Below are 14,592 nucleotides of genomic sequence, written 5' to 3' on the forward strand. Positions count from 1 at the left end.
GCCGTCGCATAGCTTCGCCGGTCGCGTTGGACGGAAGGTCTGCTTAATGCCGCTTTTGAACAATCATCAAAAATATCAGGCGTGCCGTAACGGCCGCAAAGCCGCTAAATCTGGGCGATATTATTGACGCTGGGTCGCGCCGCCGTCGACGAACAGGCCGTGGCCTGACATGAAACGCGCGTCGTCGGAGGCGAGGAAGGCGGCGACGTCGGCGATGTCCTCGGGCTGGCCGAGACGCCCGAGCGCGGCCTTGTCGATCCAGCGCTGTTTGAATTCGGGCATCGCCGAAAAGGCGGGCGCGGTCATCGGCGTGTCGATCGCGCCAGGCTGGATGCAATTGACCGTGATGCCATAAGCCCCGACCTCGGTCGCGACCGATTTGGCCATGCCCAGCACCGCATGTTTGGACGCGCTATAGGCCGCCATGCCCGCCTCGCCGAAGCTCGACATCACCGATCCGATCAGGATGATCCGGCCGTGGGGCGAGCTTTTGAGCAGCGGCAACGCGTCGCGCATCAGGCGGAAGACCGCGGTGACGTTGACCGCCATCATCTGGTCGAAAAATTCATCGTCGTGCCCGTCGAGCATCTGCATGCCGGTGATGCCCGCGCAGGCGACGACGATATCGAGCCGGCCCAACCGGCGGGCGGCCTCGTCGACCAGCCCCGCGTTGACACCCGCTTCGGTGACGTCGGCGACGATATCGACGTCGCCCGCACGGTCGGTGGTCAGCACGCGCGCGCCGTCGGCGGTCAGCCGCCGCGCCGTCGCAAGCCCGATCCCCGATCCCGCTCCGGTGACGAGCGCGGCGCGGCCGTCGAGGCGGCCCGCCATCAGAGCGAACTGCCGCCGTCGACGCGGAACTCGGCGCCGGTGGCAAAGGCGGACTCGTCCGATGCGAGGTAGAGGACGATCGCCGAAATTTCCTCGGGCTTGCCGAGCCGCCCGACGGGGTGCGTCGCGACCCAGCCATCGTACAGCGCCTGCGGATCATCGACCTGCGCCATCACCTTGTCGAGGATCGGCGTGTGGATTGCGCCCGGATGCACCGAATTGCAGCGGATGCCGTAACCCTTGCGCGCATAATGGAGCGCGGCCGACTTGGTGAGGTGCGTCACCGCGGCCTTGGCGGCGTTGTAGGCGGCCAGGTCGCCCTGCGCGCGCACGCCGCACATCGACGACATGTTGATCACCGACCCGCCATGCTCCTTCATCTTCGGGATCACATGCTTGCAGCCTAGAAAGACCCCGTCGACATCGACCGAAAATTCGTGACGGAAGGCTTCGAGCGTCAGGTCCTCGATCGAGCCGTGCGTCGTGATCCCGGCATTGTTGACGAGGATGTCGATCCGATCGCAGTTGCCGAGCGCGGTGAGCCAGTCGGCCTCTTCCGACACGTCGAGCTTGACGAAACGCTGGCCGAGTTCGGCGGCGAGCGCCTCGCCCGCGGCGGTGTCGATGTCGGCAATGACGACGCTTGCGCCCTCCGCGACGAAGCGGCGGACGATGTCGAGCCCCAGCCCCGATGCGCCGCCGGTGACGAACGCGATCTTGCCCGCGATGCGGCCTTGCCCTGCCATCCTGTCCTCCATCTTTTGCGCTGGCACTATCATGCTGCGAACGGGGCGAGGGGACTATTTATTGCGCTAGGTGCGGCGGGCCGCCGGTCGGTTCCACATCGGGGCCGGGACAGGAGAGCGCCATGGCGGAGAGCTGGGACTATATCGTCGTCGGGGCTGGATCGGCGGGATGCGTCGTCGCCGAGCAGCTGAGCGCCGACCCGCAAATCCGCGTGCTGCTGCTCGAGGCGGGCGGCGACAACGCCAGCCGCTGGGTCGCAATCCCCAAGGGGGTGGCGAAGCTCGTCACCAATCCCGACCATATCTGGGCCTATGGCGTGTCGCAGCCGCGCGGCGACGGCGGCGCGCCGGGCGAGGTGTGGATCCGCGGCAAGGGGCTCGGCGGGTCGTCGGCGGTCAATGGCATGATCTGGAGCCGCGGCGAGCCCGCCGATTACGACGAATGGGAAAAGCTCGGCGGCACCGGCTGGGATGGCGCGGCGATGACGGAGGCGTTCCGCAGCCTCGAGGATCATGGCCTCGGCGCCAGCGCGATGCGCGGGGCGGGCGGGCCGGTCGGCATCGCGCCCAAGATTCACAGCTATCCGCTGGCCGAGACGATCGTGCAGGCCGGGGTCGAGATGGGGTTGAAACCCGTCGACGACCTCAACGGCACGACGCTCGACCGCGTCGGCTTTTATTCGCACAATGTCCGCCGTGGGCGGCGCGAGAGCGCGGCGACGACCTTCCTCGCGCGGGCGAAGAAGCGGCCGAACCTGCATGTCGTCACGCACGCGATGGCCGAGCGGCTGGTCGTCGAGAATGGCGTCGTGACCGGGGTCGAGGCGAAGGTCGCGGGCCAGCCGCGGCGCTTCGACTGCCACGGCGAGGTGATCGTGTCGGGCGGGACGCTGGAGAGCCCGTTGCTGCTCCAGCGCTCGGGCATCGGTCCTGCCGATATGCTGCGCGCCGCGGGGGTCAAGCCGCTCATCGACGCCCCCGACGTCGGCGGGCGGCTGCGCGAGCATCTGGGCTTTTCGATGCCGCACCGGCTGGCACGCGATGTCGGCAGCAACCGCAGCTTCTTCGGCGTCGGGCTGATGCGCGCGATGGCGCAATATATGCTGACGCGCGGCGGCATCATGGCGACCGGGCCGTTCGAGGTCGGTGCCTTCCTGAACCTCACCAGCCGCGACATGCGCCCAGATCTGCAGCTCTACCTCGGCGGCTACACCTTCGCGCTCGGCGACGACAAGCATCCGGTGCCGCTCAGCAGTATCGATCGCAAGCCGGGCATGACCATTTATGGGCAGCTCCTCCGGCTGACGAGCGAGGGGAGCATCGCGATCACCGGCCCCGGCAGCGATGCAGCCGCCGACATCAAGCCCAACTGGCTCTCGACGCGCGAGGACGAGCGCAGCGCGATCGCCGCGGTGCATGCGATGCGCCGCTATATGGCGCAGCCCGCGCTCGTCGGCCTTGTCGAGCGCGAACTGCTTCCCGGCGCGGCGGTGCAGAGCGACGCCGAAATCCTCGCCGCCTTCCGCCGCCTCGCCACCTGCGGCCTGCACGGCGTGGGGACATGCCGGATGGGCAGCGACAATCGCGCGGTCACCGATGCGCGGCTGCGCGTCAACGGCGTCGGCGGGCTGCGCGTCGTCGATTGCTCGGTGATGCCGTCGCCGGTGACGGGCAACACCAACGCGCCCGCGATGGCGCTGGCGTTGCGCGCGGCCGGACTGATCCGCGAGGATCGGCGACGGCTGCGCGCGGTGGCGTGAAGCATCTGGTGATGGCGATTCCGGGGCGGGGGACTGCCGTTGCCCTGTCCAAAGTTCAGGAAAGTTCAGCCCTGTGCGCTCCCCCAGCAGGACCTCGGCAACCGCGCATGTCGACCGAGTAAAAGCGCTGGAATCGATGCTTGCATAGCTAGATAATGTAGGAAAGCCTTTTTGAATACGACGGCTTTTTTGGAGTGGGCTGCGCTTGCATCTGGACCCCGGCTTTCGTCAGGGAGCGGAAACTAACGCCAGAAACCAGATGCTTATGCTAAAACGCTCTTGCGCTCTTTTAGCCAGCCGATCCCGCGGCGGAGCAGGTCGTAGAAGACCGGCAGGTCCCACGCGCAGCGGTCGACCGTCGGCCACCAGTCCATCATCGGCTGCAGGTCGTAATGCCCGCGGCAATGGCCGAGCGTCAGGTACAGCACTGCCCCCGCGCCGTGCCGCTTGATGTAGAAGACCGGGTAGGTGCCCGGCGCGTCCGCGGCTTCGACGAAGCCGGTGCCGGGGCCGGTGCATTCGGTGTCGAGCAGTATATGCAGGTCGCCGTGCGTTTCGAGGTGATACAGCTCGTCGGTCGTCTCGAACGGCTCGATGCCCTTGGTGAGTTGGTGGTCGGGGTCGGCGACGCGCACCGTATAGGGCTCGATCGCCGGATGGCTGATGAACTGCGAGCCGAGCAGGTTCATCATCAGCGGCGCCCAGCGCGGCGCGTCCCACAGACCGGTGTCGAGCAGGCGGAGGATCGAATTCGTCCCGTGGAGCGCGTACCAGCGCCCGCCCTTCGCTAGCCAGCGCTTGAGTGCCTCCTGCGCGGGCAGCGACGGGGTAACGTCGCAGGTATAGGTGATCAGGATATCGGCCGCCTCGATCGCCGCGATATTGTCGTAATTTTCGAACACCCGCGTCCGCACGCGCTGGTCCTCGGCGAGCAGTTTGAGCAGCTCGAGCCGCGCGAAATCCATGTCGTGCCAGACACCGCCGCAGATCAGCACGCAATCGATGCGGGGCGGATGTTCGCTGTCGCTCATCGCCGGTTCTCTCCTCCTGTTATGGCGCCATCATGCGGGTGCGGTGCGCTGCCGTCACCTTGCTGTATTGATAGGTTCCCGAAGACCATGAAACTGGCAAGAGGGACGGCGAGAGGAGAGGCGCGATGCAGCAGAGGCTGGGCGGCAGGGTTGCTCTGGTCACCGGCGGGACCAGCGGGATTGGCGCTGCGGCGGTCGCGCGATTGACGCGCGAAGGCGCGAAAGTGGTCTTCACCGGCTCCAACACCGAGGCCGCCGCGAGGGTCGAGGCCGACACCGGCGCCGTCTTCCGCGCCCACCGCGTCGAGGACGCATCCGCCTGGCCCGCGCTGATGGCGGAGATCGACGCCGAATATGGCCGGCTCGACATCGCCTTCGCCAATGCCGGGACCGAAGCGGGCGATGCGAGCGTCGAGGATATCGGCATCGACGCCTGGAACCATATCGTGGGGGTCAATCAGACCGGTGTGATGCTCACCGTCCAGCATGCGATTCGCGCGATGGCGAAGAATCCCGGCGGTGCTGCGGGGTCCATCGTCGTCAATTCTTCGATGAACGCGCATCGTGCGATGGGCAATTATGCCGCTTATTCGGTGACCAAAGCGGCGGTCGTCGCGCTGGTCAAGTCGGCGGCGATCCACTGCGCGGGCAAGGGCTATGCGATCCGCGTCAATGCCGTGCTTCCGGGGGTGGTCGAGACCGACATGATCCGCGGCGTCATCGACCGCGCGCCCGATCCCGACGCCGCCCGCGCCGCGTTCGAGGGCATGGCGCCGATGAAGCGCATGGCGCAGCTTGCCGAAGTCGCCGCCCTCGTCGCTTTCCTCGCCTCCGACGAGGCGGCGTTCATCTCGGGCGCCGACTATGTCATCGACGGCGCGACCACCGCCGGTATGATGGGCGTCTGACGGCCCCTATTCTGCTGGAGCGACTGTGACCGAACCCAAGCTGTTCACGCCGATGACCGTCGGCGGCCTCGCCCTTCGCAACCGCATCGTGATTGCCCCGATGTGCCAATATTCGGCGGTCGACGGCTGCATGACCGACTGGCATCTGATCCATCTCGGCAATCTGGCGCTATCCGGCGCAGCCTTGCTGACGATCGAGGCGACCGCGGTGTTGCCCGAGGGGCGGATCAGCTATGCCGACGTGGGCCTGTGGGACGATGCGACCGAAGCCGCGATGGCGCGCACGCTGGCGAGCGTCCGCCGCTGGTCGGATATGCCGATCGCGATCCAGCTTGGGCATGCGGGCCGCAAGGCCTCGACCGAGGTGCCGTGGAAAGGCGGGGCGCAGCTGGCGCCCGGCGGTCCGAACGGCTGGCAGACCGAGGGACCGTCGGCATTACCTTTCGCCGAAGGCGACGTTCCGCCGGCCGAGCTCGACCGCGACGGCATGGCGCGCATCCGCGACGCCTTTGCCGCATCGGCGATCCGTGCCGCGCGGCTCGGCATCGATGCGGTGCAGATCCACGCTGCGCACGGCTATCTGCTGCACCAGTTTCTCTCGCCGCTGTCGAACCGCCGCACCGACGATTATGGCGGCAGTCTCGAGAACCGGATGCGCTTTCCGATCGAGGTTTTCGATGCGGTGCGCGGGGCCTTTCCCGCCGATCGCCCCGTCACCGTCCGCGTGTCGGGTACCGACTGGGTCGATGGCGGCTGGACGATCGAGGAGACCGTCCGGTTCGGACAGGAACTCGAAGCGCGCGGCTGTTCGGCAATCCATGTGTCGAGCGGCGGGCTCGATCCGCGCCAGCAAATTCCGGTCGGACCCGGCTATCAGGTGCCCCTCGCGCGCGCGGTGATGCAGGCCGTGCCGATGCCGGTCGTCGCAGTGGGCATGATCACCGATTACGACCAGGCCGAGGCGATTATCGCCTCGGGCGACGCCGATATGGTCGCGCTGGCGCGCGGCATATTGTTCGATCCTCGCTGGCCTTGGCACGCCGCCGCGCACCTCGGTGCCAAAGTGTCCGCGCCGCCGCAATATCTGCGCTCGCAGCCGCGCGATTACCCCGATCTCTTTACAATATAGAGATTTGCTGCCGGCGATCGAGAGCGTTGATTAAGCATTCCTTTTTCGTGCCAGATGGGACCCTGTCTGTTACTCTACGCGTGCGGAGGCGGCGCCCCGGTAATGAGGACTGCAGCGGTGCGGATAGCGACATGGTGGCGAGTGGCGGCGAAAAACTGGGTGCTGGTGGGCACCTGCGCCGGGGTGCTCGTCATCCTGTCGATCCTGTCGCTGGGGACCGACCGCGGGTTCGCGGAGAATGCTCGGCTGCGCTAGCAGGTCGTCGATTCCTATGACGCGCGTGCCGCGCTGCAGGGGGTGCTGGCGCGGCATCAGGATATCGAGCTCGGCCAGCGTGGCATCGTGATCACCGGCGATCCGGCGTTCCTGGCGCCCTATCGCAGCGCCGAATCGCGCATCGACGCCAATTTCGAACTGTTCCAGAAGCTGGCGGGCGGCGAGGGGCAGGATCGGCTGATCGCCGAGCTGCGCGCGACCTCGACCGAAAAGCGCCGCTTCGTCGAACGCACGATCGACCTGGTCGAAGCCGGGCGGCGCGACGAAGCGATCGCGCTGATCGCCAGCGGCGAGGGCAAGAGGTCGATGGATCGCCTCCGCCTGCTCATCGGCGAAATCTCGGAGGCCGAGCGCAAGACGCTCGCCGAGCGCACCGCGGTCGCCGACGGTTCGCGCACCGCGCTCCGCCAGCGCAGCTTTGCGCTTCAGGCCGGGCTGATCCTGCTCTTGATCATCTCCGCGGTGCTGATCGCGCGCAGCCAGTGGGCGCGCAACCACGCCCTGTAATTGGTCGAAAATGCGCTACGGAAGCGACGCAAATAGGGTTACCGAAGCATGACGCTGCATGGTAACGGGCAATCTGGTCGCGCAAAGCTTCCCGATAAAGGGGCAAGTCGTTTGGAATGAAACAGGATTCGCATCCCGAAAGCGATGCCAGGCGGTTGATCGATAGCCTCGGCGAGGGCGAGATCGAATGTCTGCGCCTGGTGGGCAAGGGCCTTGGGTCGAAGGCGATCGCGCGCGAGCTCGGTCTGTCGCCGCACACCGTCGATGCCCGGCTGAAGGCGACCTGCCGCAAGCTCGGCACCAATTCGCGCTTTGTCGCGGCCAAGATGCTGGCCGACAACCCGCCTTCATCTCCCGAAAAGCCACCGGATTCGACCGATACCAATTTGGTATATGAAAATGTGAGCCTTCCCAACGGGCCGGTTGCCGCCGACAAGGGGGCATCGGCGGGGGAAGGCGACGGCCCCGGCGATCTCGATCACGCCATGCCTCGAGAGACCGGGTCGATAGCCGATTCCGGGAGCGGGGGGGCTTGGCTCGAGCCGGATCATCCGATCGCCAAATTCTTCGGGGGCGAAAACAGGCTTTCGGTCTGGCAACGGCTGCTGGTCACCCTTGCCATCGCGATGGGATCGGTCATCGCGTTCGGCGTGCTCGTCAACGGGCTCGTCGGAATCTCGAGGCTCATTTCGTCTCCCTGAACGGCCGCGATCGGGCGGTCTGGGGGAGTGGGAACATGCTCAAGGAACGCATCGCCGCCGCCAACGAGGTCGCGGACAAGCTGCACCAATATGAAAAAGCGATCGACGAGGCGATCGCGCGTGCCGGGGAACTGGTCAGCATCTTGCCGCAGGCGCAGGCATCGGCCAAGCTGTCGTCCGTGATGGGCGATACGAGCTTCAACCTGTTGCACGCTTCGGTGACCGGACTGTTCGAAGGGCGCGCACGCGTCGTCGCGCTGCACCACGAACTGACCAGCGTGAAGGACAGGATGGGGCTGCGCAACCGTATCGTCGGTGTCGGCGACCTCGGAAAGACATTGCCGCCGGCGGGGACCCTCGTCGAAGCGGATCCGATCCTCGCCGTCGACAGGACAGCGACGGCCTGAGGGCATCCCCCCAGGTCGTGATCACAACATGTCTATTGAGAGGACGTGACCATGATCTGGGGGGTGCTTTACCTGGTGGCGCTGGTCACGGTGCTGGTCATCGTGCTGCGCATCGGGGACGGCGAGAGCCGCTTCGCGATCGTGGTGCTCGCGGTCGCGTCGGTGATGACCGCGGTTGCGCTCTATCTGTCGCGCACCCGGTTCGAGATTTTCAGCCTGTCTGTCGTCTCGGTCGATTTGCTGCTGCTGGCCATCTACATGGCGCAGGCACTGCGCAGCCGGCGATACTGGCCGATGTGCCTGCCGGCCTTTCAACTGATCAACGTGATCACCCATATGGCGAAGCTCGCGGCGCCTGAGATCGTGCCGCGCGTCTATTCGGCGGGGCAGGGCTTTTGGGCCTATCCGATGCTGACGGTGATCCTCTGCGCGGCGCTATGGAACCGCGCCGACCAGAAGGCGCGCGCCGCCCGCGGCGGCTGACGCGCCTTGCGCCGCCATGAACGGCGCGCCGATCCTGCGACAATTTGCGACAAAATTACGCCTATCCGGCATGGCGGTGGGACAGACCGCGCCTAGACCGCCCTCATCGCAGTCTCCTTCGGACTGCTCATGAGGAGTTCGTTACGTGAAGAAATTGTCGCTTCTGACTTTGGGCGCCGCGTTGATCGCCGTGCCCGTTCTCGCCGCCCCGGGCGGCGCCAAGGCCGATGCCGAGGGCAACGGCACCCTGACTCGCGCCGAGGTCCAGACCAATGCCACCGCGATGTTCGCGAAGATGGACGCGAACGGCGACGGCAAGCTCGACCAGGCTGACCGCGCCGCCAAGCGCAGCGAAATGCAGGCCAAGGCCTTCGAGCGTTTCGACGCGAACAAGGACGGCCAGATCAGCAAGGCCGAATGGGACCAGCACGCCGCCGATCGCGCCGCGAAGCGCGCCGCCAAAAAAGCCGAACGTGGTGAGAAGCGCGCCGAAGCCGGCGAGCCGGGCAAGCGCGGCCCCGGCATGCGCGGCCATCATGGCAAGCGCGGCGGCCACCACGGCATGCGCGGGGGCATGATGATGAAGGCCGATACCGACGGCGACAAGGCGATCAGCGCCGCCGAGTTCCAGACCGCGGCGCTCGCGCGCTTCGACGCGGCCGATGCCAACAAGGACGGCCAGGTCACCGCCGACGAGCGCCAGGCGCAGCGCGCGGCGAAGAAGGAAAAGCGGGCCGAATGGCGCGCCAAGCGGGCCGCCGCCGCGGCGAGCCCCGCCAACTGAACTGGCGGGACCGACGGGCGAGGGCGGCTATCTCCCCCTCCCTGGCATTGCCTTTGCCCGCCGGCCCTGCCAGCTATCGCCCACCGGCCTCATGCGGCCGGTGGGCGAACTATTTCGAACCGATGGACGACCGATGACCGATAACGACGCGCCCCGTATCCTGCTGATCGACGACGAACCGTCGATCCGCGAGCCGCTGAGCGAATATCTGACCGCGCAGGGCCTGACCGTGACCGCCGCGGCCAATGCCGCCGAGGCGCGCTCGGTACTGCGCGCGCAAAGCGTCGACCTGGTCGTCAGTGACATCATGATGCCCGGCGAGGACGGGCTGTCGCTCACGCGCCATTTGCGCGAGACGAGCAGCATCCCCGTCATCCTGCTCACCGCGCGCGCCGAGGATACCGAAAGAATCATCGGGCTCGAGATCGGCGCCGACGATTATGTCGTCAAACCCTTCAACCCGCGCGAACTGGTCGCGCGCATCCGCACCGTGCTGCGCCGGACGCAGGCGGGCGGGCGCACGCTCGACCCCGGCGGCGCGAGCTACGCCTTCGGGCCGTGGGTACTGAGGGATGTCGAACGCGTGCTCGTCGATGGCGATGGGCAGGAGGTCGCGCTGTCGTCGGGCGAATATCATCTGCTGCAGGCGCTGGTCCGCCATCCGCGGCAGGTGATGAGCCGCGACCGGCTGCTCGACCTCGTCCGCGGGCGCGAGGCCGATATCTTCGACCGCGCGATCGACAACCTGGTCAGCCGGTTGCGCAAGAAGATCGAAGTCGATCCCGCGCATCCGCAGCTGGTCAAGACCGTGTGGGGCGGGGGCTATACGCTCGCCTGCGAGGTCAAGCGGATGGGCGGCGCAGCGTGAAACTGCGCCTCTGGCCCCGCAGCCTCGTCGGCCAGCTCGTGCTCGCGGTCGCCGCCGCGCTCTTCGTCGCGCAGGCGATCAACTATACTTTGCTCGTGCGCGGCCAGCGGCAGCAGACGCTGGCAAACGGCGGCGGCATGGCGGTCGCGCGGATCATCGACGCGCTCGAACGCGACCGGCGGGGCTCGGTCGCGCTCGACCAACGGCCCGAACGCGGGGCCAGCCAAAGACGCCTGCCGAAGATGCTGGTCGATGACCGGCCCTATACACCGCCGCCGCGCGCGAAGCGAGCCTCGCATCTCGCCGAGCATGTCGCGGCGCAGCTTGCCGAGGTAGGACTCCCGGCGCAAAGCGTCGATGCGTGGATCGTGTCGCAGCACCGCCAGCCGCCCCAGTTGCGTGGGCCCGCACGCACCGCGATCGTCTCGGCCAAGCTCGGCGACCGCTATGTTACCGTGCGCACTTGGCTCCCGGCCGAGGGCAAAAGGCTACAGGGCTTCCTGATCTGGCAGACTTTGTCGCTCTACCTGCTCATCCTCGTGCCGATCCTGCTGATCGCATGGCGCGCGGCGCAGCCGCTGCGGACGCTGACCCACGCGGTGCGGCGCGATCCGATGGGCGACGGACCGCCGCTGGTCGAGGAGGGCCCCTCGGACGTCCGCGAGGTGATCGGCGCCTTTAACGCTTCGCGTGCGCGGATCGGCGCGATGCTCGCCGACAAGGACCGCATGCTCGGCGCCGTCGGCCACGACCTGCGCACGCCGCTCGCCAGCCTGCGCGTGCGCGTCGAGGCGGTCGAGGACGACAATCTCCGCGACAAGATGATCGCGACGATCGACGAGATGACCGCGATGCTGACCGACATATTGGCGGTGGCGCGCAGCGGCGCGGGCAAGGAAGCGCGCGAGGTCTATGACCCTGCGACGCTGCTCGCGCAGCTCGGCGAGGAATATCGCGCGATGGGCAAGCCGGTCGTGGGCCCGGATGCGCTGCCGCCCTTGCCGTCGCTCAGCGGCCGGCCGCTGCTGGTGCGCCGCGCGCTGCGCAACCTGGTCGACAATGCACTGGCCTATGCGGGCAGCGCGACGCTGCTCGTCGAGGTCGGCGGCGGCGAGCTGCGCTTCGTCGTGCGCGATGACGGGCCGGGCATCGACCCCGCGCGGATCGGCGAACTGATCGAGCCCTTCGCGCGCGGCGAGGCGTCGCGCAACCGTGCCACCGGCGGTGCCGGGCTGGGCCTCGCAATCGCGCATGCGCTGGCGGAGGGCGAGGGCGGGCGGCTCGCGATCGCGAACCGCGGCGATGCCCAAGGGCTCGACGCGGCGATCATATTGCCCGTTCAGGCGTAGATCGCGATGCCCTGGCTGCCGCTCATCACCGGCTTGCCGGCGCGGTTCCAGATCATCATGTCCTGAACCGAAAAGCCGCCACGCGCGAAGCCGGTCTTCGCCGACAGCAGCCACCAGCCGTCGTCGGTCTCAGGCTTTCCGGTCAGCATGTTGACCGTCCAGTTCATCGAACTGATCGGCCCGAATTCGGTAAACAGCGCCATCGCCGCGGGGGGCAGCGCATCGCCCATCGCGAGCAGCGCGACCGCGGGATGGCACGCGGGCTCCTCGACGAAGCGCACCCAGGTCAGATAAGCGCCGACATCGCTTTTCCAGTTGAAGCGCGGGCCGGTGGTCGGGCGCATGTCGAAATGGCGCACGAAGCTGGGGCGTGCCTTGTGATCCGGGACGGGCTCCAGGCTTTCGGGCGCGGGCGCGTCGGGCATCGCCAGGCTGTTGTGGTCGAGATGACTTTGCCGGTCGCCCGAGAAGGCGAAGGTCGCCGCGGTGCCGAACCCCATGTCGCTCGACACCCCGGCTTCGACGAACAGCGAGGATTTCGACTGGCGCAACACGCGCGTATCGACGGTGCAATCGCCGCCGACCGGGCCGACGAAGCTGATCTGGGCGTAACGCAGCGGCGTCTCCGTCGGGTGCAGCGCCATCGTGCCCGCGAGGGCGACCGCCGAACTGATCCCTCCATAGGCGGTGCGGCCCTGCATCCATCCGTCGTCGATATGCGCCTTGGCCGCGCCCTCTTCGGTGCGCAGCGTCGAAAGCAGCGCGTCCAGCGCGCTGGGAGAGTCGGTCATCTTCGCTTCAGTCCTCGATCTGGAAAGTCAGGCCGGCATTGGCGGTCAGCCGGTCGATCAGCGCCTCGCCGAGTAGCGCGCCCGGCGTCCATACGCCGCCGTCGCCCTTGTTCGCGAGCAGCGCGATCCCGGTCTCGGCGAGCATCTTCGACGTCGACCCGTAACCGGGGTCGCGGTCACCCTGCACGCTGGCGCGGATCGTCGTGCCATCGGGATATTCGCCAATGAAGAGGATGTCGTAAAAGCCGTTCTCGCGCTCTTCCTTGCTCGGCCCCTCGCCGGGCTGGAGCCGCGATTCCCCGAACGGGTTCGCCTTCGCCATCGCTTCGGCCATCGCCTTGCCCGCGTCGCCGATCGTCGTCATCACCATCTCGTCATAGACGAGGTCGGCGCCCCACCGATGCCCGAGCAGGAAATTGGTGCGGTGGACATTCTTGGTGTTGATCGCCGCCATCACGAAGGGCGCGGTCCAGGTGCCCGTCGCGCTGTCATATTCGGGGATCAGACCGGTCGGCTGCGACGGCCCCTCGAACCCCGGGGTGAGCGCGAAGCTCGACTTGAGCAGCAGCGCGAGCGAGGGCTTTTTCGCGACGGCCTTCAGCGTCTCTGTCAGGCTGGCGATCGTACCGCCCGACGCACCGCCCGCCATCTTGCGGACGCGTCCCTTGACGCGCGGCGCCGGCTTTCCGTGGCGTTTGACCGCTTCGGCCTGCAGGAACAGCACGCCGAGATCGAAGGGGATCGAATCGAAGCCGCAGCTGAAGGTGATCCGCGCGCCCGACGCCTTGGCCGCGTCCTGATGCGCGTCGATCATCTCGCGCATCCAGCCGGGCTCGCCGCAGAGGTCGGCATAGGCGGTCCCTGCCCTGACGCACGCCGCGACGACCTCGCTGCCATGGAGCTGGTACGGCCCGACGGTGGTCAGGACGACCTTGGTTCGCGCCGCCATCGCGTCAAGGCTCGCGAGGTCGCCCGCGTCGGCAACGACCAATGGCGTGTCCTCGGGAGCGCCGATGAGGTCGCGGACTGCGGCCAGCTTGTCGGCGCTGCGTCCCGCCATCGCCCATTTGGGCGCATCGGCGCGTGCGCCATAATGCTGCACCAGATATTCGGCGACGAGGCGCCCGGTGAAGCCCGTCGCGCCATAGACGATGATGTCGAACTCGCGCTTGTCCGCCATGGCCCGCTCTCCCTTTACGTAAACGTTAAGTGGAGGCTAGCGCAGGGCGGCTGTCTTGCCAAGCGAAAGGCGTCAGCGCCGCCAGAAGGGCTTTCGCACCGGGACGGGCGCACCCGCCGCTTCGGCGCGGCCCTCGGCGCGCGCGGCGCGGAGTTCGGCTTCGGTCAGGCGGCTTTCGGCCTGGTGCCTCGCGAGTTCTTCACGGCGGCGCTGGCGCAGCGCGTCATAACTCCAGCGCGTGTGGCCGTAACCGAACAGGCAGAGTAGCCCGCCCGCGATTGCCAGATTCTTCATCGCCGCCATCGCCTGCAGCGGATCGGTGAATTCGCGGTGGAAGAAGAGGATGGTCAGTAGCACAAAGCCTGTAAGCAGGATCGCGAACAGCCGCGTCGCAATGCCCAGCGCGATGCATACGCCCGCAATCAGCTCGAACAATCCGGTCGGGATGGCGAGCCCCCCGGGGAGGCCGGCGGCCGAAATCATGGCATTGGTGTCGGCGACGTGGATCAGCTTGTTGATCCCCGACACGACGAAAATCACGGCGATGAACAGCCGTCCGATGAACACGGCAATCATGGACATGGATGATCCTCCACAAGGGCCCCGTCCGCTTGTGCTGTCAGGACGCGTGGCGACGCGGGAGGTTCCCGCGATCAGGCGGCGGCGTCAGGACAGGTCGTAAACGATGTCGTCGACGTCGCCATTCTGTTCGCCGCTGCCGCCGCGCGTCCGCCGTGCCGGCACCACGCTGCGCAATTGCGGCGCGGTCCAGTTTTTCGCGTCGCAACGGCCTTTGCTGGTCCGATGGTCGCTTCGATCTTTCATGTCATGAACCCCT

At 67.2% G+C, this 14,592-nt stretch carries 16 protein-coding genes and 1 pseudogene; 10 read left to right on the forward strand and 7 right to left on the reverse strand.

Annotated features, from left to right (window positions below):
* Positions 1-120: 120 nt before the first annotated feature.
* A complete protein-coding gene (locus BWQ93_RS03580; protein ID WP_077029318.1) occupies positions 121-834 on the reverse strand; it encodes an SDR family NAD(P)-dependent oxidoreductase in 714 nt (237 codons plus the stop codon).
* Entirely contained in the window at positions 834-1,580 is a 747-nt protein-coding gene (locus BWQ93_RS03585; protein ID WP_077029319.1) for a glucose 1-dehydrogenase, read from the reverse strand. The genes BWQ93_RS03580 and BWQ93_RS03585 overlap by 1 nt, the downstream gene beginning before the upstream one ends.
* Positions 1,581-1,702: 122 nt before the next feature.
* Between BWQ93_RS03585 and BWQ93_RS03590 the strand changes: the two genes are divergently transcribed.
* Positions 1,703-3,340, forward strand: a complete 1,638-nt coding sequence (locus BWQ93_RS03590) for a GMC family oxidoreductase (RefSeq protein WP_077029320.1) — start codon at positions 1,703-1,705, stop codon at positions 3,338-3,340.
* A gap of 263 nt (positions 3,341-3,603) precedes the next feature.
* Here BWQ93_RS03590 and BWQ93_RS03595 read toward each other — a convergent pair whose 3' ends face one another.
* Complete coding sequence (locus BWQ93_RS03595) at positions 3,604-4,371, reverse strand: ThuA domain-containing protein (protein WP_077029321.1); 768 nt, start codon at positions 4,369-4,371, stop codon at positions 3,604-3,606.
* A gap of 125 nt (positions 4,372-4,496) precedes the next feature.
* On the opposite strand from BWQ93_RS03595, the gene BWQ93_RS03600 reads away from it, so the two are divergent.
* The 9 genes and pseudogenes from BWQ93_RS03600 to BWQ93_RS03640 all read left to right on the forward strand — a co-directional run bounded on the left by BWQ93_RS03600 (position 4,497) and on the right by BWQ93_RS03640 (position 11,783).
* Positions 4,497-5,279, forward strand: coding sequence for an SDR family NAD(P)-dependent oxidoreductase (locus tag BWQ93_RS03600; protein WP_077029322.1), 783 nt, complete (start codon positions 4,497-4,499; stop codon positions 5,277-5,279).
* A 25-nt stretch (positions 5,280-5,304) separates the two neighbouring features.
* Complete coding sequence (locus BWQ93_RS03605) at positions 5,305-6,408, forward strand: NADH:flavin oxidoreductase/NADH oxidase (RefSeq protein WP_077029323.1); 1,104 nt, start codon at positions 5,305-5,307, stop codon at positions 6,406-6,408.
* A 270-nt stretch (positions 6,409-6,678) separates the two neighbouring features.
* A pseudogene (locus BWQ93_RS03610) lies at positions 6,679-7,191 on the forward strand (CHASE3 domain-containing protein); the annotation flags it as partial.
* Positions 7,192-7,307: 116 nt separating this feature from the next.
* The gene (locus BWQ93_RS03615; RefSeq protein WP_077029325.1) at positions 7,308-7,892 is read left to right on the forward strand and encodes a helix-turn-helix domain-containing protein; all 585 of its coding nucleotides are present in this window, start codon (positions 7,308-7,310) and stop codon (positions 7,890-7,892) included.
* Between the two features lie 35 nt (positions 7,893-7,927).
* Positions 7,928-8,299, forward strand: coding sequence for a hypothetical protein (locus BWQ93_RS03620; protein ID WP_077029326.1), 372 nt, complete (start codon positions 7,928-7,930; stop codon positions 8,297-8,299).
* 45 nt (positions 8,300-8,344) lie between these two features.
* Positions 8,345-8,782, forward strand: coding sequence for a hypothetical protein (locus BWQ93_RS03625; RefSeq protein WP_156878126.1), 438 nt, complete (start codon positions 8,345-8,347; stop codon positions 8,780-8,782).
* Positions 8,783-8,927: 145 nt separating this feature from the next.
* Entirely contained in the window at positions 8,928-9,566 is a 639-nt protein-coding gene (locus tag BWQ93_RS03630) for an EF-hand domain-containing protein (protein ID WP_077029328.1), read from the forward strand.
* Positions 9,567-9,699: 133 nt separating this feature from the next.
* Positions 9,700-10,434, forward strand: coding sequence for a response regulator (locus tag BWQ93_RS03635; RefSeq protein ID WP_077029329.1), 735 nt, complete (start codon positions 9,700-9,702; stop codon positions 10,432-10,434).
* Complete coding sequence (locus BWQ93_RS03640) at positions 10,431-11,783, forward strand: sensor histidine kinase (RefSeq protein WP_077029330.1); 1,353 nt, start codon at positions 10,431-10,433, stop codon at positions 11,781-11,783. Before BWQ93_RS03635 ends, BWQ93_RS03640 begins: the two co-directional genes overlap by 4 nt.
* Here BWQ93_RS03640 and BWQ93_RS03645 read toward each other — a convergent pair.
* The 4 genes from BWQ93_RS03645 to BWQ93_RS20675 form a co-directional block, all read right to left on the reverse strand.
* Positions 11,774-12,574, reverse strand: a complete 801-nt coding sequence (locus BWQ93_RS03645) for an acyl-CoA thioesterase (protein WP_083720594.1) — start codon at positions 12,572-12,574, stop codon at positions 11,774-11,776. The two genes, BWQ93_RS03640 and BWQ93_RS03645, sit on opposite strands and share 10 nt — an antisense overlap.
* A gap of 7 nt (positions 12,575-12,581) precedes the next feature.
* Positions 12,582-13,754, reverse strand: a complete 1,173-nt coding sequence (locus BWQ93_RS03650) for a saccharopine dehydrogenase family protein (protein WP_077029331.1) — start codon at positions 13,752-13,754, stop codon at positions 12,582-12,584.
* 72 nt (positions 13,755-13,826) lie between these two features.
* Complete coding sequence (locus tag BWQ93_RS03655) at positions 13,827-14,336, reverse strand: DoxX family protein (RefSeq protein WP_077029332.1); 510 nt, start codon at positions 14,334-14,336, stop codon at positions 13,827-13,829.
* Positions 14,337-14,420: 84 nt separating this feature from the next.
* Positions 14,421-14,579 carry a hypothetical protein gene (locus BWQ93_RS20675; RefSeq protein WP_156878127.1) on the reverse strand — a complete coding sequence of 53 codons (159 nt, stop codon included), beginning with the start codon at positions 14,577-14,579 and terminating at the stop codon, positions 14,421-14,423.
* Positions 14,580-14,592: the final 13 nt, after the last annotated feature.

Source organism: Sphingopyxis sp. QXT-31 (genome assembly GCF_001984035.1).
Taxonomy (GTDB): Bacteria; Pseudomonadota; Alphaproteobacteria; order Sphingomonadales; family Sphingomonadaceae; genus Sphingopyxis.